This is a genomic window from Actinomycetospora corticicola (assembly GCF_013409505.1).
Lineage (GTDB): Bacteria > Actinomycetota > Actinomycetes > Mycobacteriales > Pseudonocardiaceae > Actinomycetospora > Actinomycetospora corticicola.
Genome location: NZ_JACCBN010000001.1, coordinates 3356363 through 3378664, shown reverse-complemented (window position 1 = coordinate 3378664; position 22302 = coordinate 3356363). Strand labels below are relative to the sequence as shown.

The window sequence follows — 22302 nt, the reverse complement described above, 5'->3', positions numbered from 1 at the left end:
GGGCAATCGCGCCGGTCAGGACACGACGGCGTGACGTCCGGCGGGCGGATCGGGCAGGTGGTGCCGCACGACGGCGACGTTCACGTCGCCGAGGTCGCCGGCGTCGAGGTCCCGACGGCGGCGGTCGGCGTCGAGCATCGCGGCCGGCCCGTCGAAGGGGCCGTAGGAGTCGAGCGCCCCGGTCGACGGGTCGGCGACGATGACGACGTAGGCGTCGCACGCGTCCAGGCGGTCCTCGATGGCCTCCTGGTCGGCGAGCACGTCGGCCACGAGGTCCTGCACGGTGGACACGGAGTCGCGGAGGCGGTCGGGCGCGTGGTCGTCCACGGCGGAATCTCCTCGGTCTGGTCGTCCTCGGTCCCGCCAGGTGTACCGACCGACCCCGACATCGTTCGGCTCCCTGACGTTCTGGGGACGGAGGGTAGGGGGGACCGGCGGTACCGACCCACCCCTCAGGGTGCAGGTCACGATCAGGACACGGCGCCGACCGGCCACGCTTCGTGAGTCGGCACGCTGAAGTGGGTGAGGCGACGAACCGACTGGCCGGTCGGCGTCGCCTCGGTCGGTACGCGGAGTCGAGAGGTCACGGCGGACAGGAGCGCCATCTCGGTGAGTCCTGGATCACACGCGCGACCTCGGCACGTTATCTACACAGAGCGATGCACTGTCACGGTCCGTACTGGCAGTGGGACCTCTGGGTTGGAAAGGGATGGCGGTCGCGGGCGACGCGGGCGCACGCTCCACCGATGACCGACGTCGTGGCCCCCACCGTCACGCTGCGGGCGTTCGACCCCGCCGACGGCGCCGAGACCGCCGCGGTCGTCGCCGCCGCGGTGTCCGGTGCCCGGCCGCGCGAGGTGATGCCGCCCGACGACGCCCCGCACCCCGACGACTGGACCCTCGCCCGGGAGCGCGCCTACGCCCGGTTCCTGCGGGCCCGGCCGGCGGAGGAGTCGTCCTACCTGGTCGTCGAGGGCACCGCGGTGGTCGGGGTGGCCCGGCTGCGGCACGACCCGGCGGGGGTCGAGACCGGGGTGTGGCTCGCCCGTCCGGCCCGTGGCCGCGGGATCGGGACGGTCGTGCTCGGCCTGCTCGTGGAGCGGGCGGCGGCCGCCGGGGCGGCCCGGCTCGTGGCGGACACGACGCCGGACAACGTCGCGGCGGTGGCGTCCCTGCGGCGCCACGGCGCGGACCTGCGCGAGCAGGCCGGCACCGTGGCCGCCGTGGTCGACCTCGGGGCGGTCAGAGCCCGAGGGTCTTCCCGATGATGTCGCGCTGGATCTCGCTCGTCCCGCCGTACACGGTGGAGACCACGGAGAGCCGGAGCAGCCGCTCCATCCCGTACTCGGTGGCGTAGCCGTAACCGCCGAGCATCTGCATGCCCTCCAGCGAGAGGTGCTTGGCGAGCTCGGTGGCCTTGAGCTTCGCCATCGACGCCTCCTGCGGGAAGAGCGCCGTCGGGTTGGCGTCGATCGTCGCCGCGGTGTCGTGCACCAGGAGCTTCGTCGCCGCCAGCTCGGTGGCGTTGTCGGCGATCCGGTGCCGCATCGCCTGGAAGCTGCCGACCGGCCGCCCGAACTGCTGTCGCTCCTTGACGTAGGCCAGCGTGTCGTCGAACGCGCGCCGCGCGAGCCCGAGCATGAGCCCGGCGAGGATCATCCGCTCCAGGTTCAGGCCGGCCATGAGCTGGCGCCAGCCCTGGCCCTCGGTGCCGACGACCGCGTCCGCGGGCAGGTGGCAGTTCGTGAAGTAGAGGTCGTTGACCTCCTTGCCGCCCATCGTCTCGATGCCGCGGATCTCGAGGCCGGCGACGTCGGTCGGCACCACGAACATCGTCAGGCCGTCGTGCTTGCCGCCCTCGGTGGAGGTGCGGGCCACCAGCAGGATGTGCGAGGCGATGTGCGCGTTCGAGCACCAGGTCTTCTGGCCCTCGATCAGCCAGCCGTCCTCGGTCTTCGTGGCCTTGCAGGTCAGGCCGCCGACGTCCGAGCCCGCACCCGGCTCGGACATCGAGATCGCCAGCACGTCACCGCGCGAGGTGCCGCCGAGCAGCGTCCGCTTCTGCTCCTCGGAGCCGAACTTCTGGATCGCGGCCGCGGTGATGATCGTGGTGCCGAAGCCGCCGATCGGCAGGCGGTGGTAGCTGGTCTCCTCGAGGAAGACGAGCAGGTCGGTCATGGAGCCGTCCGCGCCGCCGTACTCCTCGGGCAGCGAGATCCCGAGCCAGCCCAGGTCGGCGATCTTGCGGTAGACCTCGTCGGAGTGCGGGCCCTCGACGGTGAGGCGGTCCAGCGCGGCCTTGTCCGGCACCTCGCGCCGGGCGAACTCGGCGATCGCGCCGGCGAACGCGGTCTGCTCCTCGGTGAGCGTGACGGGCATGCGCGCTTCCTCTCCTGGCGACGGGTCCTTCCGGTCCATCCTGACTGTTTCTGCCCCGCAGGTCGAGACCCCGGACGTCACGGGTGTCCGTCGGCACGTTCGCCCGCCGGGGGCTCGCCCCCGTGATCGTCGTGATGGACAACCGCGGCTACACCGTCGAGCGCGCCATCCACCACCCGGAGGCGGCCTACCACGACGTGACGGCGTAGGACTGGCAGGAACTGCCCGCCGCGCTGGGACTCCGCGACGCGCTGGTCGAGCGCGCGGAGACCGCGCCCGCCCTGGTCGCGGCGCTGGACAAGGCCCGGGACGACCCGCACCGGCCCTGCGTGATCCAGGCCGTCCTGCCCGACCGGGACGCCCCCGGGCTCCTCACCGCGGTCGCGGCCGTGGTCGCCCGCCGCCACGCCTACCGACCCCGGCAGCCGGGCCCGGCTGCCGGAGCAGCGGCGCCTCAGACCTCCGGGTAGCGGTTGTAGCCGGGGAAGTTGCCGTACAGCGACTCGCCCTCCGGCCCGACCGTCACGGCGTGGACGAGCAGTTCCCCGCCGACGAACGCGCCCTTCCACGACGCACCGCGTCCGCCGAAGGGCTCGTCCTTGTCGCCCCGGGAGCGCAGCGCGTTGATCCCGACCTTGAACGCCTGCACCTGCTCCGCCATGCGTGCGGCGGCGTCGGTGTCGTCGCAGGCGATGGAGGCCACGAGCGCCCCGTTCGAGGCGTTCATCTGCGCGAGGAGCTCGGCCTCGGTGTCGACCACGGTGATCGAGTCGATCGGCCCGAACGGCTCCTCGTGCATGAGGCGGGAGGCGCCCGGCGGGGCCAGCAGGGTCACCGGGCCGTGGTAGGCGGAGGTGTCCTGGTCGGGCAGGAACTCCCCGCCCTCGAGGCCGCCCCGGTAGAGCGGGATCGCACCGTGGCGCAGGGCCTCGTTGACCGAGTCGTCGAGCTCCTTGGCCTTCGCGGCGGAGATGAGCGGGCCGAAGTCCAGGGCGGGCAGCTCGTCGTCGGACGAGGCGAGCGGGTGCCCGTACCGGATCCCCTGCACGACGGGCAGGTAGGTGGCGAGGAAGGCGTCGACGAGCTCACGTTGCACCACGAACCGCGGGTAGGCGGTGCAGCGCTGCTTGGCGTACTCGAAGCCCTTCTTGATCAGTCCGCCGAGCGTCTCCCAGTCGGAGAACTCCCAGACGCCGAAGGTGTTCAGACCCTCCTGCTCGAGCATGTGGCGCTTGCCGGTGTCGGCCAGCTGGGCCGCCACCTTGCCGCCGTTGGAGCGGCCGCCGACGAACGCGAGCGCACCGATCTCGGGTGAGCGGATCAGGGCGTCGGACAGCGAGGAGCCGTCGCCGGAGAGCAGGGTGACCGGCAGTCCCTCGCGGACCATGATCGCGTGGGCCACCGTCAGGCAGACCGCGCCGCCCTGGGTGGGCGTCTTCGCGATGACGGCGTTACCCGCCAGCAGCTGCACCAGCTCGGCGTGCACGAGCACGCTCATCGGGTAGTTCCAGCTCGCGATGTTGCTGACCGGCCCCTCGAGCGGGACCCGGCTCGCCGGCCGCCCGTCGACGTCGCGGGCGAGCATCCCCTCGATCTGCTCGACGTACCAGCGCCCGCCCTCCAGGCACCGGTCGACGTCGGCGCCCGCGGCCTTCCACGGCTTGCCGATCTCCCACGACAGCAGCAGCGCGAGGTCGTCGCGCACCGCCTCCATCCCGTCGATCGCGGCGCTCACCCGCCGACGCCGCTCGTCGAGGTCGACCGCCCCCCACTCGCGGTGGGCGCGCGCCGACCGGCGGACCGCGTCCTGCGCGGTCCCGGGATCGACCTTGAGCATCGTGCCGAGGGTGGTGCCGTCGACCGGCGTCGTCTGCGTCGAGGCGGTGCCGACCGCCCGCCACTCGCCGTCGATCAGGTTCGCCGGCCCGTCGTCGGCGAACGCCTCCGGCGCCGCCGCGCGCGCCCGCTCACGCACCGCCGCCCAGCGCGCGTACCCGGGGACCGTCAGTTCCGTCATCTCGGATCCTCTCGTCGACCGTGACCCATCGTGACCACGGTCACGTCGTGATCGGAACCGTCGATAGGTGCAGGGTGACGCGGACCGATCGGTCCGCTAACGTGGCGGCATGCCTCGTCCGCCCACGCCGGGCACCCGGGAACGCATCCTGGGCACCGCCTCGCGGCTCTTCTACGCCCACGGCGTCCGCGGCGTCGGGATGAACCGCATCATCACCGAGGCCGGGACCGGCAAGAACCTGCTCTACGCGCACTTCCCCACCAAGGACGACCTCGTCGCGGCCTACCTCGAGCGCACCCGCACCTGGCGCGCGGAGTCCGCACGGCGGGCGCTCGACGAGGCGGGGGAGGACCCGCGCGACCAGCTGGTCGCGGTCGTCGCCGACGTCGCCCGGATCGCCGACCGCCCGGACTTCCGCGGGTGCGCCTTCCGCAACTTCCTCGCCGAGTTCCCCGACGACGAGGCGCCGGCGCCCACGGCGGTCGCCCGGGCGCAGCTGGCGGAGAGCCGCGCGACGATCGAACGGCTGGTCGACCGGCTGGGGGTGGCCGACCCGGCCGACCTCGCCGAGCAGCTCTGGCTGCTGGTGGACGGGCTGTACGTCCAGGGCGCTTACCGGGACCGCGACGAGCGACGCCGCGGCGCGGTCGCCGCCGTCGAGCTCGCCCGCCGGCTCGTCGCCGAAGCCTGAGCCGGAGCCTCGGTTCCGATGACCCGCCCCGCGCACGCACATCCCTCCGGACCGATCGGTCCGGATCCCGTCGAGCACCCCGTGAAGAGGTCCGCGATGCCCCCGAGACCCGGCCTCGTCCTGCTCATCGCCTCGGCCGCGGCGTTCCTGTCCAGCCTCGACCTGTTCATCGTGAACATCGCGTTCCCCGACATCCGCGCCGACTTCCCCGGCACGGACCTCGGCCAGATGTCGTGGATCCTGAACGGCTACACCGTGGTGTTCGCGGCGTTCCTCGCGCTGGCCGGGCGGCTGGCCGACCGGTACGGGCACAAGCGGATCTTCCTCGTCGGCCTCGCCGTGTTCACCGTCGCGTCGGCCGCCTGCGCCGTCGCCCCGACGGTGTGGTTCATCGTCGCCGCCCGGGCGGTGCAGGCGGTGGGCGCGGCCTTCGTCATGCCGACGTCGCTGTCGCTGCTGCTCGCCGCGTACCCGGCGGAGCGGCGCAGCCACGCGGTGGGCGCCTGGGCCTCGATCGGCGCGGTCGCCGCGGCGCTCGGGCCGCCCCTCGGCGGGCTGCTGGTCGAGGCGTCGTGGCACTGGGTGTTCCTCGTCAACGTGCCGGTGGGACTGGTCGCGCTGGTCGCCGGGATGCGGGTGCTGCGCGAGTCCGACGGCGCCCGCACGGGCACGCCGGACCTGCTCGGGGCGCTCGCCCTCATCGTCGGGGTCGGCTCCCTGGCCTATGCCCTGGTCCGGGCGCCCGAGAGCGGCTGGTCGTCGACGCCCGTCGTCGTCGGGTTCGTCGTCGCCGTGCTCGGGCTCGTCGCGGTCGTGGTGCGCTCCCGCCGCCACGCCGTCCCCGCGCTCGACCTCGCCGTCGTCCGCGTCCCCGCCGTCGGGTTCGCGGCGCTGACAATGTTCGCGTTCACCACGGCCTTCGCCGGGATGCTCGTGGTCAACGTCCTCTACCTGACCGGGACCTGGGGCTGGTCGGCCCCGCTCGCGGGGATCGCGCTGAGCCCCGGACCCGCCGTCGTGGTGGTGGTCTCGCGGCTGGCCGGGCACCTGTCGGCGCGGATCGGGATCGGCGCGACGGCCACGCTCGGGGCACTGGCCTTCGGGGCCGGCCCGCTGTGGTGGCTCACGCACCTCGGCCTGACCCCCGACTACGCCGCCGGGATGCTCCCCGGCCAGCTGCTGACCGGGCTGGGCGTCGGGCTGATCCTGCCGACGCTGTCCTCCGTGGTCGGCTCCGCGCTGCCCGCCGCGCAATGGGGCTCCGGGTCGTCGCTGATCAACACGGCGCGTCAGGTCGGGTCGGTGCTCGGGGTCGCGCTGCTCGTGTCCGTGATCGGCGTGCAGACGACCGGCCGGCCGTCGGAGTTCGGCTCGGTCCGGGCCGGGTGGTGGCTGCTCGTCGCGGCGGCCGGGGTGGCGGTGCTGTGCGGGCTCGTCCTCGCGGTGGTCACGCGGCAGCGGACGCCCGCGCCGGTATCGGTGTCGTCGCCGGAACCGGCGACCGTGGCCGCGCCGGAGGCCTCCCGTCCCGACGACGGGCGTGGTCCGGTCGTGCACGGGAGCGTGCGGGACGCGGACGGCCGGGCCGTGCGCGGAGCCGTCATCACCGTCATCGACGCCTCCGGGGCGCAGCTCGCCCGCGCCGCGACCGAGGACGGGGGCCGCTTCCGGGCCCTCCTCGAGGGCGTGGCGGACCACGTGATCGTGCTCGTCTCCGCTGCCGGGCACCGGCCGTCCGCCGCCCGCGTCGCGGTGGGCCAGCAGGCCGACCTCGCGCTGGCCCGCCGCGACCCGGCCACCCCCGTCGCCTGACCACCCGACTCCCGGAGGCATCCCGTGTCCCGTTCCGTCACCACCCACGAGGTCGAGCGCCAGGACGTCGTCCTCCCCGGGGCCTTCGACGACGTCGTCGCCGCCTTCGAGCGACTCGTGCCGCCGATCGACGTCGCCGCGCTCGAATCCGCGGAGACGTGGGATCAGGCGGTGGCCCTCACGAACGGGGCGCCGCAGGGCTTCCTCGTCTACTGGCGGGTCGACGTGGGCGCGGGGACGGCCGGGTCGGCGTTCTCCGGCCGGGCCGTGGCCTACCTGGTGGGCAACCACGTGACCGCGGAGCGGATGGCGCGCCACGACCCCCAGGTCATGCTGCACGCACCCCTGCGCATGCTGATCCACGACGACCCGCAGGGCGCGACGCACCTCGTCGTCGACCGGCCGAGCAGCTACTTCTCCAGCTACGGGAACGCGGCGATCAGCGAGGTCGGGGGCGAGCTCGACGACGCAGTGGAGCGCCTGCTCGAAGCGCTCGGCGCCTGACCCCGCCGCGAGACGCACACCAGGCAGGCCGCCGGGCCGTCCGGCCTGCCTGAAGTGACTCTCGCGCGGCAGGGCGCGAGCCTCCCGGCCGCGAAACGCACACCAGGCACGGTCCGGAGCGCTCGGAGCTGCCTGATGTCACCCTCGCGATCACGGCCACCGTCGTGGCGGGAGGTGGGCGCGTTCACCGGAGTCGGACACGTCAGGATGAGGATGGGAACTCGCACGACCCGCCGGACGACCGGAGGAGTCGACGGCATCGTGTGACGTGGAGGAGACGAGCATGGCCGAGCACGGCAGGCACCGCGGGAGCGTCGCGACGGCGGAGCCGGGTCCAGCGGCCCCGACCGCGCCGATGGCGAGCGCGATGCCGCCGGCCCCGGAGCCGGTGGCGGACGTCGAGGTCGACGACGGCGCCGGGTCGGTCCGCGGCGTCGGGTGGGTGCTGCTGGTCGGTGGGCTGGTCGGCCTGGTCGTGTCGCTCGTGCTGCTCGTCGAGAAGCTCGACCTGCTCGCGAACCCCGACTACGTCCCCAGCTGCTCGATCGACCCCGTCCTCTCGTGCGGGACGATCATGAAGACCTGGCAGGCGTCCCTGCTCGGCTTCCCGAACCCGGTGATCGGGCTCGTGACGTTCCCGCTCGTGGTCGTCTCCGGCGCCCTCGTGCTGGCGCGGGTCGAGCTGCCGCGCTGGTACTGGCAGGCGCTGCAGGTCGGGGCGTTCGCGGGCGTCGCGTTCGTGCACTGGCTGATCGCCCAGTCGCTGATCGTGATCCACGCGCTGTGCCCGTACTGCATGGTGGCCTGGGTCGCCGTGCTCGCGATCTTCTGGTTCACGACCATGCACAACCTGCGCGAGGGGAACCTCGGCGGTGAGCCGGGCGGTCCGGCCATCGTCCGGCGGCACGGGTGGGGTCTCGCGGCCTGGTACCTCGTGATCGTCGTGGCGATCGTGGCGAGCTTCCCGGCCTACTTCGGCGCCATGGTGGGCCTCGCCTGAGAGTCGCTGGTCCGACCGGAGCAGCCAGGAGACCGCTCGTCGTCGGGCCCGCGCCGGTGGTCGGCCCGCGCCCCGGGGGTGACTCAGGGACCGGCCCTCCCGACGACGGGCCTGTCTAGCTTTCCGGCGTGACCGTCACCGACGCCCCCGTCACCACCGAGCTCGCCGTCACCGGCATGACCTGCGGCGCCTGTGTGGCGCGGATCGAGCGCCGGCTGGGCAAGCTCCCCGGCGTCGACGCGCAGGTCAACCTCGCCACCGGCCGGGCCCGGGTGACGCACCCCGGCGACGTCGACGTGCTCGTGCGGACGGTGGAGAAGCTGGGGTTCGGCGCATCCGTGGTGGCCGCCGCCCCTCCTGCCCCCCGGCGTGAGGGGAACCCTCACGCCACAGGAGCGCTCGAATCCTCCCCTGGCGAACGGTCGAGCGGGCCGGCGACCGAACACGAGGGGACGATTCGAGCGCTAGAAGCGCTCGAGGGGTCCCCTCACGCGGAGGAACATCAGGCACCGACGGGCGACCGGCCCGCCGACGACCCCGAGCTGTCCGACCTCAAGCAGCGCGCGCTCGTGTGCCTGGCCCTGTCGGTGCCGGTCATCGCGATCGCCATGAACTACGCCTGGCAGTTCCGGTACTGGCAGTGGTTCTCGCTGGTCCTGGCCGCGCCGGTCGTGTTCTGGGGCGGCTGGCGCTTCCACCGGGCGGCCGCGAAGCACCTGCGCCACGGGTCCCTGACGATGGACACGCTCGTGTCGGTCGGTGTGCTCGCGGCGTTCGGCTGGTCGGTCTACACGCTCTTCCTCGGCGACGCCGGGCTCGGCGGGGTGCGGCACCGCATCTCGATCATCCCCGGCCCGGACCCCTTCGGCGGGACGCGCACGATCTACCTGGAGACCGCGGTCGCGATCGTCACCGCCGTGCTCGTCGGGCGCTGGATCGAGCTGCGCGGTCGTCGGAAGGCCCTGGCCGACGGGGGTGCGGGTGCCGACGAGCACGCCACCCCCGACGCGCGGCTGCTGGTGGGGGAGCGGGCACTGCGGGTACCGGTCGGCAACGTCGCGGCCGGAGACCACGTCGCGGTGCTCCCCGGCGAGACGGTGCCGGTCGACGGCGTCGTCGAGCACGGCACGGCCACCCTCGACGTCGCTGCGATGACCGGCGAGTCGGTGCCGGTCGACGCCGGCCCGGGCACGCGGGTGCTCGCGGGCACGGTCGTCACCACCGGCCGGGTCGCGGTGCGCGCCACCGGCGTCGGCGAGGACACCCAATGGGCGCGCCTCACCCGCCGGGTGCAGGACGCGCAGCTCGGCAAGGCGTCGGTCCAGCGGCTCGCCGACACGATCGCCGGCCGCTTCGTGCCCGTCGTCATGGTCCTGGCGCTCTACACGCTCGGCTTCTGGTGGTTCGCCGACGCCGACCCGGCCTTCGCCGTGGCCGCCGCGATGGCCGTCCTCGTCGTGGCCTGCCCCTGCGCGCTCGGCCTCGCCACCCCGACCGCCCTCGCCGTCGCCTCCGGCCGCGGCCGCCAGCTCGGCATCCTGCTGCGCGGACCGCAGGTCCTCGAGACCTCACGGAAGATCGACACCGTCGTCCTCGACAAGACCGGCACCGTCACCACCGGCCGCATGTCGCTCCGCTCCTCCTTCCTGACGACGGGTGTGGCCGAGTCCGACGTCCGGCGCCGGGTCGCCGCGCTCGAGGCGGAGGTCGACCACCCCGTCGCCCGGGCCCTCGTCGAGGCCGCCCTCTCGACCGGTGACAGCGACACCGGTGGCAGCGACGCGTCGTTGCTGTCGTCCAGGGGCAGGAACGCCACATCGTCGACGGAGGCGACCGTCATCGAGGTGCTCGACGGCCTCGGGGTGCGCGGGATCGTCGACGGCGCCCCCGCCGTGATCGGCCGCCGACGTCTCGTGGGGGACCTCCCGGCCGACCTGGACGCCGCGTTCGTCGAGGCCGAGGCGACCGGCGCCACCGCCGTCGTCCTCGCGTGGGCCGACACCCCCGACGGGGAGCCGGTCCCGCGCGCGGTCCTCGCCGTCGGGGACACCGTGCGGGAGACGTCGGCCGAGGCCGTGGCCCGGATGCGGGCGATGAAGCTCCGCCCGATGCTGCTCACCGGCGACAACCCGGCCGCCGCGCACGCCGTGGCCCACGAGGTCGGCATCGCGCCGGAGGACGTGATCGCCGAGGTGCTGCCCACCGACAAGGCGGACGTGGTGGACCGGCTGCGCGCCGAGGGGCACACGGTCGCGATGGTCGGCGACGGGGTGAACGACGCGGCCGCCCTCGCCCGGGCGGACCTCGGTCTGGCGATGGGCACGGGCTCCGCGCTCGCCGTCGACGCGGGCGACCTGACGCTGGTCGGCGACGACCTCCGCTCGGTCACCGACGCCCTGCGCCTGGCCCGCCGCACGCTCGCGACGATCCGCGGCAACCTCTTCTGGGCCTTCGCCTACAACGTCGCGGCCCTGCCGCTCGCGGTGTTCGGCCTGCTCAACCCGATGATCGCCGGAGCGGCGATGGGCCTGTCGAGCATCTTCGTCGTCGGGAACAGCCTGCGGCTCCGGCGGTTCGCTCGTGAGCACTAAGTGGGGCTATAGCCCCACTTAGTGCTCACCTGCGGAGCACCTACAAGGGCGGGGCGACCGCGTCCAGGCGCGCGTCCCCGGGCTGAAGCATCTTCCCGTCGAAGACCAGGGCGGGGGTGCCGAAGGCGCCGGTCTGCTGGTGGTGCAGGTCCGGGTCCTTCGAGGCCGCCGCGAAGTTGGCCGCGATCGCCTGGTCGTGCTTGCCGCTGCGGACGCAGTCGGCGTAGCCCGGTCCGGCGCCGAGCCGCTTCCCGAGGTCGACGAGCTGGTCGGCGGTGTAGCCGGTGCCGTTCTCCTCGGGCTGCGCGGTGTAGAGGCTGACGTGCAGGTCGGGGAAGATCCCGTTCTCGGCGCCGCAGAGCATGGCGTTGCCGCCGAGCGTGGAGTACCCGGCGGGCTCGGAGCGCTGGTCGAGCATGTTGACCAGGTGGTAGCGGACGCGCAGCTTCCCCTCGGCCACGACCTTGGCGATCCGCGCGCCGCCCCGGGCCTCGAAGGACTGGCAGGCCGGGCACAGCGCGTCCTCGTACACGTCGAGCGTGTGCGGCGCGGACCGCCCGGCGACGACCACGCCATCGTCCACCACGACGGGGAACGGCGTGCCCGCGCGCGAGATCGGGATCGAGCCGGCCGGCGTCGTCGGGTCGGCCGTGCCGGTCGACGCGGAGCGCTGCGTCAGCATGACGCCGCCGATCACCACGGCCAGCACCGCCACGACGACGATCCCGACCACCATCGGCACCCGCGACCTCCGCCGCCGCTCCTCGACCCCCGCGCGCTCGCTCATACGCGCGACAACGACCCGTCGTCGGGAACACCGGAGGCTTCCCGACGACGGGTCCGACGCGCGGTCGGGTCGCTGCGGTCAGCGGCGGCTGCGGGCGAGGTCGGCGAGCATCGCGTTGTAGGCGGTGAGCTCGGCGTCGCCGTCGCGGTCGGCGCGCCGGTCGTGCCGCTCGCCCTCGACGCGGTCGTGGCGTGACCACTGGACCAGCAGCGCGATGACGACGACCAGCAGCGGCACCTCGCCCGCGGCCCACGCGATCCCGCCGCCGAGCGACTGGTCGCGCAGCAGGTCCGGCACCCACGGCAGGGCGAGGTCGCCGAAGAACCGCGCGCCGATGACGGTGTCGGCGCCGAGCAGCGCCACCCCGAAGAAGGCGTGGAACGGCATGGAGGCGAGCAGCAGCGCGAGCCGGGCGACGTGCGGCAGCGGCCGCGGGGAGCGGTCGACCCCGATGATCGGCCAGAAGAACAGGTAGCCGGTGGCCATGAAGTGCAGGTACATCAGCTGGTGGGCCCAGTGGTACGGCAGCGCGGCCTCGTAGATCGGCGAGAAGTACAGCGCGTAGAACGAGCCGACGAACACCACGAGCGACACCACGGGGTGCGTGAGGAACCGCGACACCGGCGAGGCGATGAGCGAGAGCAGCCAGTCGCGGGGACCGCTGGGGTCCTCGCCCGACGGCAGGGCCCGCAGCGACAGCGTCACCGGCCCGCCGAGCACCAGCAGGATCGGCACGAGCATCGAGAGCAGCATGTGGCTGCCCATGTGCACGCTGAACATGGCCATCGCGTACTCGCCGAAGCCGCTCGTGGTGGTCCACACCAGCAGCGCGCAGCCGCCGACCCACGCCGCGGTGCGGCCGGGGGGCCACGCGTCGCCGCGGCGCCGCAGCCGCACGACCCCCGCGACGTAGAGCCCGGCCAGCGTGAGCGCCAGGACGTCGAGCAGCACGCTGAACCGGCCCGGCGCGAGCAGGGTCAGCACGGTCGGCGGCCCGGGCAGTTCGAACCCGATCAGCGTCTCCTGCGCGCTCGCGGAACGCAGCAGGCCGGGCGGGAGCCCGGCGGCGAGCAGGCCGGTGACGGCCGTCGCCGCGGCGACCAGACCGGCCGTCGGGAAGAAGGCGCCGCGGAGGTGGAGGACGAGGGCGGCGAGCACCAGGGCGAGCTGGACCGCCGCGAGGGCGCCGTAGAGGGTGGCCCAGCCGTCGCGGACGAGGTAGACCGCGACGATCGCGAGCCCCGCGAGGGCGACCGGCCCGCAGACCAGGCCGACGCGACGGGCCCGACGGCGGACGACCTCGGCGTACGGGCGGCCGGCGGCCAGGTGCGCGCTCGCCGTGGCCGTCACGCCGAGCCAGACGGCGAGGGCGAGGGCGGCGAGGACGGCGGAGTCGGTCGCGATGTCGTGGCCGGCACCGACGCTCGCCACGACCCCCGTGGCCACGGGGGCGACCACCGCGAGCGCCGCGGGGAGCAGCGCGCCCACCGCCGTGCGCCAGGAGAACGTCGCGCGGCACATCACGGCGACGACGGCCGCGGCGACCGCGCTCACCAGGAAGCCGGCCGGCTCCTCGAGGGCGCCCGTCGAGGCGAGGAAGGCGTCGGGCATCGACAGCACGCGAGAGCTGCCCCCGGTGCCCACGATCACGGTGAGCGGGACCAGCACCGATGCGGCGACCGCCCACACCGCGGCGGCCAGCCCGGCCCGCCGGACCGCGACGAAGGCGTGGGCGGAGAGCCGTCCGTCACCCTTCTCGCCGGGGCCCCGGCCGGGCAGTACGCCCACGGCGGCGACCAGCCCGCCGAGGGTGAACCCGGCCGCGAGCGCGACGGCCATCCGCACCAGCGGGGTCGCGATCCGCAGGCCCTCGTCCGGCGTCGAGACGCCGAGGGCGCGGAACGGCGTCTCCCCGACGCCCTGCACGGTGAGCACCACCGCGACGACGGCGAGGACGAGCCCCACGCCCGACGTCAGGAACCGACGCGCCACGACCGGCGACCTCCTCGTACGACAGCCTGTAATACACAGTGTCCACCAGCGGCCTAGGCTGCACAGCGCGGCCCGACCGCCGCGAACCTGAGAACAGCTGAACGCCTCGTACGGTCATGGGGAGACAACCGCTGGGAGGACCGCCGTGGTGGACGGATTCCTGGGCGTCGCGATCGCGACGCTCTTCGTCCTGACGACGGCCCTGTGCGGCCTCTCGCTCGCCGCCCACGGCGCGCAGCGCAGCCGCCGGCTCGCCGCGGCGGAGGCCAACCACGTCGTCATGGGCGTCGGGATGATCCTCATGGCGGCGCCGGCGACGGCGGACCTCGTGGTGCCCGGGGTCGGGGTGCTGGTGTTCGGGGTCGCCGCGGCCGGCTGGCTGGGCGTGCTGCTGACCTCGCGGCTGCTCGGCGAGCCGCTCGGCTCGATCATCGGGCGCGACCGCTGCACGGGACACCCGGTGCACCTGCTGCTGGTGAACGCGGCGATGGTCGCGATGTACGTGGCGATGGCGCCGGGCGGCGGACACGCGCACGCGATGCCGGCCGGGGCGGAGATGCCGGGGATGGTCATGCCGGAGGCGCCGGCGGCCGCGTTCACGCCGCTGCAGGTCGTCGCCGGGCTGCTCGCGCTCTACCTGGTGGGCCACGCGGTCGCGACGGCCGTGGTGGTCACGCGGCGGGCGCCGTGCCACGAGCCGGAGCCGATCGTCGGCGGCTCCGTCGCGGTGGCGACCCGCCCGGTCCGGCTCCTCGCGCACGGCCGGGTCCAGCTCGTCGGTCAGGCCGGGATGGGCGTCGCCATGGCGGCGATGCTGCTCCTCGGTATCTGACCACTCGGCCTACTCGGCCTACTCGGCCTACTCGGCCTGCTCGGCCTACGCGGCGTCCGACGGGCCGTAGACCACCAGCGTCAGGTCGGGCCGCTCCGCGGGGTGCAGGGCGGTGTGGGTCAGCGTGACGACGGTGCCGTCCGGACGCCGGACGCGCTTGCGGCCCGACCGGTCGTCGCGCACGTCCTGCCGGTCCCACCAGCGCGCGGCCTCGTCGGAGCTCTCCCGCAGCCGCGCCACGACCTCGGCGACCCGCCCGTCGTCGGGATGGCGCGCCCGGGCCGACCGCAGGCGGGCGAGGACGCCGAGGGCGACCTCCTCGCGGTCGACGAGCACCTCGCCCGCCGTCGGGTCGGTGAACACCCACAGCGCGACGTTGGGCGTGATGCCGCGGAAGAGGGCGCGGGCCGCGTCGTTGGCGGCGAGCACGTCGAAGCTCGCGGCGGTGACGTAGGCCGGGCGCGGGTCGAGCGCGTCGACGACGTCGGCGAGGGCCGGGTCGACCCGCTCCGGCCCGGCGGCCGGGGCGTCGGGCACGAGGCCGGCGAGACGGAAGAGGTGGTCGCGCTCGTCGTCGGTGAGGCCGAGCGTGCCCGAGATCGCCCCCAGCACCTGCGCGGACGGGCGGACCGGCCGCCCCTGCTCGAGGAAGGTGTACCAGCTGGTGCTCACCCCGGAGACCAGGGCGACCTCCTCCCGCCGCAGGCCCGGCGTCCGCCGCCGCCCACCGGCGGGGAGCCCGACGTCGTCGGGGGAGCGGTGTTCCCGGCGGTGCCGCAGGAAGGCGCCCAGCTCCCCGGAGACGGAGCGCAGCGGAGCTCGACCGTCGGAGACAGTGGTCACGAGTACCTCCGGTACCAGGATGAACGGCGGATGGATACCAGGCTAGGCAGAGCGCAGGGTCGTGGCCATGCGCGCATGGATGCTCGACGAACCCGGGGCCGCCCTCCGCCTGGCCGACGTGCCGGAGCCGGACCTCCGACCGGACGGGGTGCTGCTCGAGGTGCTCGCCGTCCACGTCCCGGCCTACACCGACGTCGTGACCCAGGCCGGCCCGCGCGGCGGGGTGCCGACCCCGCTGGTGATGGGGGTCGGCGGGATCGGGCGGGTGCTGGCGGTCGGGGAGGACGTGTTCGGGTTCGGGGTCGGCGACGTGGTGGCGCACGTCGGCCTGCTCGGCTCGGACGACGTGGTCGCGCCGGAGGAGTTCCTCACGGGCTGGACCGGGATCGGCGGCCGCGGGGAGCGGACCCCGACGATCGCGGCGATGCAGGACCGGTGGCGCGACGGGACCTTCGCCGAGCGCACCCTCGCCCGCGCCTCCGCGCTCATCCGGCTGCCGGGGGCGACCGGGGCGCCGCACGAGGCGCTGCTCGGCTGGTTCGCGATCGCGGCCGAGGCGCTCGACCGGGCGGACCTGCGGGCGGGGCACGAGGTGGCGGTGCTCGGCGCGACCGGGCAGCTCGGGACGGCGGGGGCGCACCTGGCGCTCGCGGCGGGCGCCTCGCGGGTGGTGGCAGTGGGACGGAACGTCGACCTGCTGGAACGCCTCGTCGGTGTGGACCCGCGGGTGCAGGCGGTCCCGCTGGTGGACCGCGCCGGGACCACCGCGGCGATCGGCGAGGTGGACGTGGTCCTCGACGCGCTCGGCCCGGTGCCGAGTGCGGAGCCGACGCTCGCGGGCCTGGACGCGGTGCGCCCGGGCGGCGCGATGGTGCTGGTCGGCGGCGTGCGGGAGGACCTCGTGATCCCGTACGGCCTGCTGATGCGCCGCCGCCTGCGGTTGATCGGCTCGTGGATGTCCCGTCGGGAGACCCTGCTGCGCGTCTGGCGGCAGGCCGCGGCGGGCGTGCTCGACCTGGCGTCCCTGCCGGTCAGCACCGTGGGTCTCGACGACCCCACGGGCGCGCTCGACCTCGCGGCGCGGGCGGGCGGCGCGGGGTTCGTGGTCCTGGTGCCCGACGGGACGGCGTCCCGCGCGTCGTGATGCGCCGAACGGAGCAGCGGGCCACAGTGGTGCCATGCGCGTCCAGTGGTTCATACCAGTAGCCCTGACGGTCGCGGTGCTCGCGGGCTGCTCGACCGGCACGCCGCCGGCGACACCGCCCGCCACCGTGACCGTGACGGCGCCGCCGTCCGCGACCGCCGCGGCCCCGGTGACGGAGAGCCCGACCAGCAGCGCTGCGCCGGTGAAGGGAAAGTGCGCGCTCACCGACGTCCGGCCGCAGGTCACGCTCACCACCGGGGAGGCCGGGCAACGGCACACCACGGTGACCTGGACGAACGTCTCCGGCGCGACGTGCACGATGTTCGGGTTCGGCGGGGTCGACCTCGACGGGCCGCCGAACCCGACCTACGGCCCCACGTACTCGTTGCCCCGCTCCTCGGTGGCGCCACAGACCGTGCGGCTGGCACCGGGGGAGAAGGCGCACACCGTGGTCACCTGGCTGCCCGGGGACTGGACCCCGACGAAGCTCGTGATCACCCCGCCGGACGAGACGCACTCGGCGGTGCTCGACTGGCCGGGCGGCGGGGTCCTGCGCCAGGACGGGGCGACGCGGCCGGGTACCTATCTCGGCCCGGTCGAGGCAGGCGCGAGCGCCTGAGGGCCCTACGCTCGCGCCGTGAGCCCCGTGATCGACAGCGGCGTCGAGATGACCACCCGCGACGGCGTCGTGCTCGTCGCCGACGTCTACCGGCCCGACGCCGAGGGCGCCTGGCCGACGTTGCTGCACCGCACGCCCTACGACCGCGCCGACCCCACGCTCGTGAGCGCGATCGTCGCCGACCCGCTGTGGCTGGCGCGGCAGGGCTTCGCCGTCGTGGTGCAGGACGTGCGCGGGCGGTTCGCCTCCGGCGGCGAGACCGACTTCGCGGTGCAGGAGGTCGACGACGGGTACGACGCCGTCGAGTGGGCGGCCGCGCAGCCGTGGAGCACGGGCGACGTCGGCATCTACGGCTCGTCGTACCACGCGATCGCGGCGCTCAACGCCGTCGCGGCCCGGCCTCCGCACCTGCGGGCGGCGCTCGCGATGATCGGCGGCGCGGACATGGAGGCCACCTCGTGGCCGGGCGGCACGTTCGAGCTGGGCTTCCTCGCGCTCTATTCGCTCGGTCAGACCGTCGACACGCTGCGGCGCACCGGTCGGCTCGACCGGCTCGCGGACGTGCAGCGTGCGGCGACCGACCCGCTCGGCACGGTGTCCACGCTGCCGCTGACCGCCGTGCCGGTGCTCGAGGACCCGACGATCGCGCCGGCCTGGCACGACCGGCTCGCCCACGGACCCGGCGACCCCTGGTGGCACCGGCACCCGAACGTCCACCGCGACCCGTCGCTGGTCCAGGTCCCGCTGCTGCAGGTCGCGGCCTACCGGGACTTCCTGTCGCCGCCGATGTTCCGACTCGCCTCCGCGCTGGGGGACCCGCACCGGTTCGTCGCCGGCCCGTGGGCGCACGGCGGGGTCTACACCGGGCACACCGGGGCGCGGGTGCTGCCGGACACCGCCGGCGGCGTCGGCGCGTGGGGTCCGCTGATCGCCGCCTGGTTCGACCGCCACCTGCGCGGTGGCGAGGGCCGCCACCGCTTCCTCACCGACGACCCCGTGCACTACTACGTCGGTGGCGAGAACCGGTGGGCGAGCGCGGCGAGCTGGCCGCCCCCGTCGTCCGGCGTCCGGGTGGAGCTCCTGCGGGAGCCGGCGGCCTTCCGCGCCGATCCCCGCAACCCGGTCCCGACGACGGGTGGGGCCATGTCCGCGCCCCCGCTCGGCCCGGACGGCATCCAGGACCAGCGCGTGCTCGACGGGCGCGACGACGTCCTGGCGCTGGCGACGGAGCCCCTGCCCGAGCCGATGACGGTGGTCGGCCGCCCGTGCCTCGAGCTGGAGTTCTCGACGACGGCGGTGGACGCGGACGTGTGCGTGACGCTGGTCGACGTCGAGCCGGACGGCTACGCGGTCCCGGTCGCGGAGGGCGCAGTGCGGCTGCGGGTGTCCCTGGGGCGGCTCGTGGCGCCGGACGAGCGGGTGGCGGTCACGGTGGAGCTGCACGACACCGCACACGTGTTCCGCGCGGGCCACCGGCTCCGCGTGCAGATCGCGGGCTCGTCCTTCCCGCGCCGCAGCCGCAATCTCCACACCGCGACCGCACCGGAGCACGGGACGCTCGACGAGGCGGTCGTCGCGACCCACACGGTGCACACGGCGACGCTCGTGACCTGACGTCGTCGTGGCCGCGGGTCCCGAGACGGCGTCCGTTCAGCGACCGAGCCGCAGCGGGAGCGTCGAGAGCGAGGGGAACATCAGCGAGGCGTAGCGCGTCGGTTCCCCGACGAGTTCGACCCGGGAGAACCGGCGGACGAGTCCGTGGACGGTCTCGTGGAGCTGGAGTCGGGCGAGCGGCGCGCCGAGGCAGTGGTGCAGGCCGCCACCGAACGACTGGTGCCGCCCGGCCTCGTCCCGCTGCGGGTCGAGCCGGTCGGGATCGGGGAACACCCGCTCGTCGAGGTTGGCCGCCCCGATCAGGCACAGCGTGGTCGCGCCCGCCGGCACCACGGTCCCGTCCGACATCGTCCGGTCCTCGCCGAGGATCCGCGGCATGGTGTGCAACGGGGCGCGCAGCCGCAGCGACTCCTCCACCGTCGTGGGGATCAGCGTCTCGTCGCGGCGGAGACGATCGAACAGACCGGGAGCCGTCGCAAAGAACTCGAGCAGGTTGGAGATCGAGGTCCGCGTCGTCTCGAACCCGGCGTCGAGGACGGTGTGCATGATCGAGAGCACCTCGTCGTGCGACAGGTCGCCGCGGCCCTCCGCGTCGAGCAGCCGGCGGACGAGGTCCGTCGGCTCCGCGGTGCGGCCCAGCAGGGCGTCGAAGTAGTCGAGGAAGAACCCGGCGACCTCGTCGAGCCGGTCCTGCTGCTCGGGGGGCAATGGGAACGGCGAGAAGATCATGAGGAAGTCGTGCTGGATGTCGACCAGCATCGACCAGTCCTCGTCGGGCATCCCGAGGAGCGTCCGCAGGACACCGCGCGGGACGTTCGCGGCCAGTTCACGGACCGCGTCGAGGGGCTCGGCGCCGATCCCGTCGAGGTCGGCGGCGACCTCGTCGGACGCGGCGGCCCGCCAGGCCTCGACGTGGTGCGCGGTGAACAGCGGGGCGACGACGTGGCGGAGCCGGTCGTGCACCGGCCGGTCGGTCTGCACCATGTTCGCCCGCAGGCGCCGCAGCGCGGGACCGGGGCGCATCCACGCCGGTGCGTCCTGTCCCGGGGGCTGCATCCGTCCGGTCGGGGTGCGCAGCACCGCCTGGACGTCGGCGTGCCGGGACACCAACCAGGTGTCGCCGAGGGCGAGCACGGGCGCGTCGTCCCGCAACGCCCGGTAGCCCGCGCTCCGGTCGCCGACGAGGAACTCCGGGTCCTCGAGGTCGGGCAGGGTCGCCATGTCCATGCGGAGGCCTTTCGGTCGGTCCGACGATCGACGAGGAAGCGGGCGGGACCCGGCTCCGGGTGGGGCCGGCGGGCCCGGGACCGGATCAGGGTCCGGTCGGGAGCCAGGCCCCGTGGAGGCCGAGCGGGACCCGGACGGGGATCCGGATCCGTGCGACCGGTCCGCCGGCCGGATCGGCGGCGGGCAGGAGGAGGAACCAGCTCAGGTCCGCGGTGCGGTCGACGGCGAGGCTGCCCCACCAGCCGTGGTCGGGGTCGGGATCGGTGGGGTCGCCGAGGAACACGGGCTCGCCGATCGCGAGCTCCGGCGCGCTCCAGTGCGCCTCGCGGCCACTGCCCGGGTCGGTCACGACGAGCGTGTCGGCCCAGTCGGCGCCCTCGGTCCGTGCGGCGACCGTGGCGATGCGGTCATGACGACGGCCGAGGACCCGGTCGTCGATGCGGGGGAACTCGACCCGCCACTCCGAGGACCGGTCGGTGCGGACGGCGCCGGTCCGGGGATCGAGCCGCAGCCGGGCGAGCCGGGGCGGGTCGTCGCCCTCGTGCTCTGTCCCGTCCTGGGTGTCGGGGGCGTCGTAGGCGACGTGGTCGACGACCACGGAGCCGTCCTCGTCGTCGTAGGCATTGGCGAGGTGCCAGCACCAGAAGGTCTCGGTGGTGAACCAGCGCGGCCCGGACCCGTCCCGGGGGATCAGGGCGATGCGGGTCCCCTCGTCCGGGCGCCACGAGAGCAGGCTCCCGCCGCTCATGGCGGCACCGATGTCGAAGTAGTAGGGCGCGACGATCAGCACGACGAACCGGTCGGTGATCGCCATGTCGTGGATCATGGTGGGGCGTTCGACGCCGGCGACGGGGGTGGGCGTCCGACGGACGGCGCCGTCGGGTCCGACGACCGACCACGTCAGGAACGGCTCCCGGAACCCGTAGCAGAAGACGAGCATCTCGCCGGTGCGCGGGTCGATCTTGGGGTGCGCGGTGATGCCCGCCGGCAGGGAGCCGCCGAAGGTCTCCCGGCCGATGGTCGAGAGGTCGTCGGAGAGGACGAACGGCGTCCCGGACTCGGCCAGTGCGAGCGTGCGTCCCGCGTGGCGCACGACGTTGATGTCCGGGAGGTCCTTCCTGGTGCCGGCGAGCTCGGGGGAGACCTCGGTGGCGTCGGGCATGTACATCGTCATCAGCCCGGACCACAGGGCATGCCCGGCGCGCTCCTCGGCCCGCAGCGCCGGGGTCTCGACGAAGCGGTTCGCGTACTGCGCCCGTCCACCGCCGAGCCGGACGGCGTGCACCATCCCGTCCCCGTCGAGCGGGTAGGAGTAGGAGCCGAGCGGGCCGAACCGCGGGTTCGGACCGTTGCGCAGGTACACGCCGTCGAGCTCGGCGGGGAGCTCCCCGACGACCTCGAGGTCGCCCAGGTCGTGTTCGGTCGAGGTCGGCGCGAACAACCCGTTCAGCTCGGGCACGAGAGTGACGTCGACGGGCACCGGGTGCGGCCCGGCGGGCAGGGAGGTCACGCGGCACGCTCCGGCGTCGGTCCGGTCCGGTCGGTGCGGTCGTCGGCGGTGTAGGCCTGGGTGAAGCGGGCGGCCGCGACGAGCGCGACCACCGGCACGACCCACTGCAGCAGATCGAGCGCCACCGCGTAGCGGACGGCGACGAACCCCGCCACGGCGATGACGACGAAGGCTGCCCCCCAGACGAGGCTGATCACCCGGTTGACGCGCAGGAACTCCGGCGTCCCCCAGTACTGCTCGGGAACCCCCTGGCGGGCGTAGAACGCGGTGAAGGGTCGGCCGACGACGGCTCCGACGATCGCGACCACCGCCAGCAGGGCCATCGACAGTGTCTGGGCGTAGAGCTCCAGGACGGCGAGCGTGTTGCGTTGCAGGACCAGCGCGAGCACCGAGACGACCGCGAAGAAGGCCAGGCTCGCGCCGTCGAGCGCGGAGATCCCCGCCCGTCGGCCCGCCCGGTCCGGGACGAACCCGGGCAGGGCGATCCCGAGCGCGACGATCAGGGCCGCGAGCGAGGCCCACTTCCAGGTGCTCGGCGCCGAGATCACCCAGAACACGATCCAGGGCGCGAAGCCCACTGCCACGTTGTTGCGCACGTCGGTCACCCTGAGGTCGCTCGGGCGGACAGACCCTAGGGACTCTCACCAGGATTCGCGGAGGCGGCGCGGTGTCCAATGGGCCCGGACCCGGACGGAGCGTCCACCCTGGTGAGATCTACCAGGGCTTGTCGGGGGCCGACC

Annotated in this window: 21 protein-coding genes; 12 read left to right on the top strand and 9 right to left on the bottom strand. The window is 74.3% G+C overall.

The window, feature by feature from the left end; genetic code table 11:
• Nucleotides 1-15: 15 nt before the first annotated feature.
• Nucleotides 16-327 carry a hypothetical protein gene (locus tag BJ983_RS16380; RefSeq protein WP_343054222.1) on the bottom strand — a complete coding sequence of 104 codons (312 nt, stop codon included), beginning with the start codon at nucleotides 325-327 and terminating at the stop codon, nucleotides 16-18.
• Nucleotides 328-746: 419 nt separating this feature from the next.
• On the opposite strand from BJ983_RS16380, the gene BJ983_RS16375 reads away from it, so the two are divergent.
• The gene (locus BJ983_RS16375) at nucleotides 747-1268 is read left to right on the top strand and encodes a GNAT family N-acetyltransferase (protein WP_179794758.1); all 522 of its coding nucleotides are present in this window, start codon (nucleotides 747-749) and stop codon (nucleotides 1266-1268) included.
• Here BJ983_RS16375 and BJ983_RS16370 read toward each other — a convergent pair.
• Nucleotides 1243-2379 carry an acyl-CoA dehydrogenase family protein gene (locus tag BJ983_RS16370; protein ID WP_179794757.1) on the bottom strand — a complete coding sequence of 379 codons (1137 nt, stop codon included), beginning with the start codon at nucleotides 2377-2379 and terminating at the stop codon, nucleotides 1243-1245. The genes BJ983_RS16375 and BJ983_RS16370 overlap by 26 nt on opposite strands.
• Nucleotides 2380-2462: 83 nt before the next feature.
• Between BJ983_RS16370 and BJ983_RS31710 the strand changes: the two genes are divergently transcribed.
• Nucleotides 2463-2588, top strand: a complete 126-nt coding sequence (locus tag BJ983_RS31710) for a thiamine pyrophosphate-dependent enzyme (RefSeq protein WP_281376280.1) — start codon at nucleotides 2463-2465, stop codon at nucleotides 2586-2588.
• Nucleotides 2589-2708: 120 nt separating this feature from the next.
• A complete protein-coding gene (locus tag BJ983_RS16365) occupies nucleotides 2709-2849 on the top strand; it encodes a hypothetical protein (RefSeq protein WP_179794756.1) in 141 nt (46 codons plus the stop codon).
• Here BJ983_RS16365 and BJ983_RS16360 read toward each other — a convergent pair.
• A complete protein-coding gene (locus BJ983_RS16360) occupies nucleotides 2834-4396 on the bottom strand; it encodes an aldehyde dehydrogenase family protein (protein WP_179794755.1) in 1563 nt (520 codons plus the stop codon). The two genes, BJ983_RS16365 and BJ983_RS16360, sit on opposite strands and share 16 nt — an antisense overlap.
• 109 nt (nucleotides 4397-4505) lie before the next feature.
• Here BJ983_RS16360 and BJ983_RS16355 point away from each other — a divergent pair, with 109 nt between their 5' ends.
• From BJ983_RS16355 to BJ983_RS16335, 5 genes are all read left to right on the top strand, one after another.
• On the top strand, nucleotides 4506-5087 hold the full coding sequence (locus tag BJ983_RS16355) for a TetR/AcrR family transcriptional regulator (RefSeq protein ID WP_179794754.1): 582 nt from the start codon (nucleotides 4506-4508) through the stop codon (nucleotides 5085-5087).
• A gap of 96 nt (nucleotides 5088-5183) precedes the next feature.
• Nucleotides 5184-6899, top strand: coding sequence for an MFS transporter (locus BJ983_RS16350; RefSeq protein WP_179794753.1), 1716 nt, complete (start codon nucleotides 5184-5186; stop codon nucleotides 6897-6899).
• A gap of 24 nt (nucleotides 6900-6923) precedes the next feature.
• A complete protein-coding gene (locus BJ983_RS32345; RefSeq protein ID WP_179794752.1) occupies nucleotides 6924-7403 on the top strand; it encodes a DUF302 domain-containing protein in 480 nt (159 codons plus the stop codon).
• 283 nt (nucleotides 7404-7686) lie between these two features.
• Nucleotides 7687-8403, top strand: coding sequence for a vitamin K epoxide reductase family protein (locus BJ983_RS16340; RefSeq protein WP_179794751.1), 717 nt, complete (start codon nucleotides 7687-7689; stop codon nucleotides 8401-8403).
• A gap of 128 nt (nucleotides 8404-8531) precedes the next feature.
• Nucleotides 8532-10994: a heavy metal translocating P-type ATPase gene (locus BJ983_RS16335; protein ID WP_179794750.1), complete on the top strand. Its 2463-nt coding sequence runs from the start codon at nucleotides 8532-8534 to the stop codon at nucleotides 10992-10994.
• A gap of 40 nt (nucleotides 10995-11034) precedes the next feature.
• Here the strand turns inward: BJ983_RS16335 and BJ983_RS16330 are convergent, their stop codons facing one another.
• Nucleotides 11035-11781, bottom strand: coding sequence for a DsbA family protein (locus BJ983_RS16330; RefSeq protein WP_179794749.1), 747 nt, complete (start codon nucleotides 11779-11781; stop codon nucleotides 11035-11037).
• A 78-nt stretch (nucleotides 11782-11859) separates the two neighbouring features.
• Nucleotides 11860-13773, bottom strand: coding sequence for a cytochrome c oxidase assembly protein (locus tag BJ983_RS16325; RefSeq protein ID WP_179794748.1), 1914 nt, complete (start codon nucleotides 13771-13773; stop codon nucleotides 11860-11862).
• Nucleotides 13774-13918: 145 nt separating this feature from the next.
• On the opposite strand from BJ983_RS16325, the gene BJ983_RS16320 reads away from it, so the two are divergent.
• On the top strand, nucleotides 13919-14605 hold the full coding sequence (locus BJ983_RS16320) for a DUF5134 domain-containing protein (RefSeq protein WP_179794747.1): 687 nt from the start codon (nucleotides 13919-13921) through the stop codon (nucleotides 14603-14605).
• A gap of 45 nt (nucleotides 14606-14650) precedes the next feature.
• On the opposite strand, the gene BJ983_RS16315 is transcribed toward BJ983_RS16320, so the two are convergent.
• Nucleotides 14651-15448, bottom strand: coding sequence for a helix-turn-helix transcriptional regulator (locus tag BJ983_RS16315; RefSeq protein WP_343054219.1), 798 nt, complete (start codon nucleotides 15446-15448; stop codon nucleotides 14651-14653).
• Nucleotides 15449-15515: 67 nt separating this feature from the next.
• Between BJ983_RS16315 and BJ983_RS16310 the strand changes: the two genes are divergently transcribed.
• From BJ983_RS16310 to BJ983_RS16300, 3 genes are read left to right on the top strand one after another with little or no spacing between them, the layout of a single operon-like run.
• A complete protein-coding gene (locus tag BJ983_RS16310; RefSeq protein WP_179794746.1) occupies nucleotides 15516-16592 on the top strand; it encodes a zinc-binding dehydrogenase in 1077 nt (358 codons plus the stop codon).
• A 34-nt stretch (nucleotides 16593-16626) separates the two neighbouring features.
• Nucleotides 16627-17211 carry a DUF4232 domain-containing protein gene (locus tag BJ983_RS16305; protein ID WP_179794745.1) on the top strand — a complete coding sequence of 195 codons (585 nt, stop codon included), beginning with the start codon at nucleotides 16627-16629 and terminating at the stop codon, nucleotides 17209-17211.
• Between the two features lie 18 nt (nucleotides 17212-17229).
• Nucleotides 17230-18825 carry a CocE/NonD family hydrolase gene (locus BJ983_RS16300; protein ID WP_179794744.1) on the top strand — a complete coding sequence of 532 codons (1596 nt, stop codon included), beginning with the start codon at nucleotides 17230-17232 and terminating at the stop codon, nucleotides 18823-18825.
• Nucleotides 18826-18861: 36 nt separating this feature from the next.
• Here BJ983_RS16300 and BJ983_RS31700 read toward each other — a convergent pair whose 3' ends face one another.
• The 3 genes from BJ983_RS31700 to BJ983_RS16285 all read right to left on the bottom strand — a co-directional run bounded on the left by BJ983_RS31700 (nucleotide 18862) and on the right by BJ983_RS16285 (nucleotide 22158).
• The gene (locus BJ983_RS31700; RefSeq protein WP_179794743.1) at nucleotides 18862-20052 is read right to left on the bottom strand and encodes a cytochrome P450; all 1191 of its coding nucleotides are present in this window, start codon (nucleotides 20050-20052) and stop codon (nucleotides 18862-18864) included.
• Nucleotides 20053-20137: 85 nt separating this feature from the next.
• Complete coding sequence (locus BJ983_RS16290; RefSeq protein WP_179794742.1) at nucleotides 20138-21562, bottom strand: carotenoid oxygenase family protein; 1425 nt, start codon at nucleotides 21560-21562, stop codon at nucleotides 20138-20140.
• Nucleotides 21559-22158, bottom strand: coding sequence for a hypothetical protein (locus BJ983_RS16285; RefSeq protein ID WP_179794741.1), 600 nt, complete (start codon nucleotides 22156-22158; stop codon nucleotides 21559-21561). Before BJ983_RS16285 ends, BJ983_RS16290 begins: the two co-directional genes overlap by 4 nt.
• Between the last annotated feature and the right edge of the window lie 144 nt (nucleotides 22159-22302).

Bases quoted from the DNA above. Each gene is read 5' to 3' on its own strand.
- BJ983_RS16375 (WP_179794758.1), top strand. From the start codon at position 747: ATGACCGACGTCGTGGCCCCCACCGTCACGCTGCGGGCGTTCGACCCC.
- BJ983_RS16370 (WP_179794757.1), bottom strand. From the start codon at position 2,379: ATGCCCGTCACGCTCACCGAGGAGCAGACCGCGTTCGCCGGCGCGATC.
- BJ983_RS16360 (WP_179794755.1), bottom strand. From the start codon at position 4,396: ATGACGGAACTGACGGTCCCCGGGTACGCGCGCTGGGCGGCGGTGCGT.
- BJ983_RS16355 (WP_179794754.1), top strand. From the start codon at position 4,506: ATGCCTCGTCCGCCCACGCCGGGCACCCGGGAACGCATCCTGGGCACC.
- BJ983_RS16350 (WP_179794753.1), top strand. From the start codon at position 5,184: ATGCCCCCGAGACCCGGCCTCGTCCTGCTCATCGCCTCGGCCGCGGCG.
- BJ983_RS16340 (WP_179794751.1), top strand. From the start codon at position 7,687: ATGGCCGAGCACGGCAGGCACCGCGGGAGCGTCGCGACGGCGGAGCCG.
- BJ983_RS16330 (WP_179794749.1), bottom strand. From the start codon at position 11,781: ATGAGCGAGCGCGCGGGGGTCGAGGAGCGGCGGCGGAGGTCGCGGGTG.
- BJ983_RS16310 (WP_179794746.1), top strand. From the start codon at position 15,516: ATGCGCGCATGGATGCTCGACGAACCCGGGGCCGCCCTCCGCCTGGCC.
- BJ983_RS16305 (WP_179794745.1), top strand. From the start codon at position 16,627: ATGCGCGTCCAGTGGTTCATACCAGTAGCCCTGACGGTCGCGGTGCTC.
- BJ983_RS31700 (WP_179794743.1), bottom strand. From the start codon at position 20,052: ATGGACATGGCGACCCTGCCCGACCTCGAGGACCCGGAGTTCCTCGTC.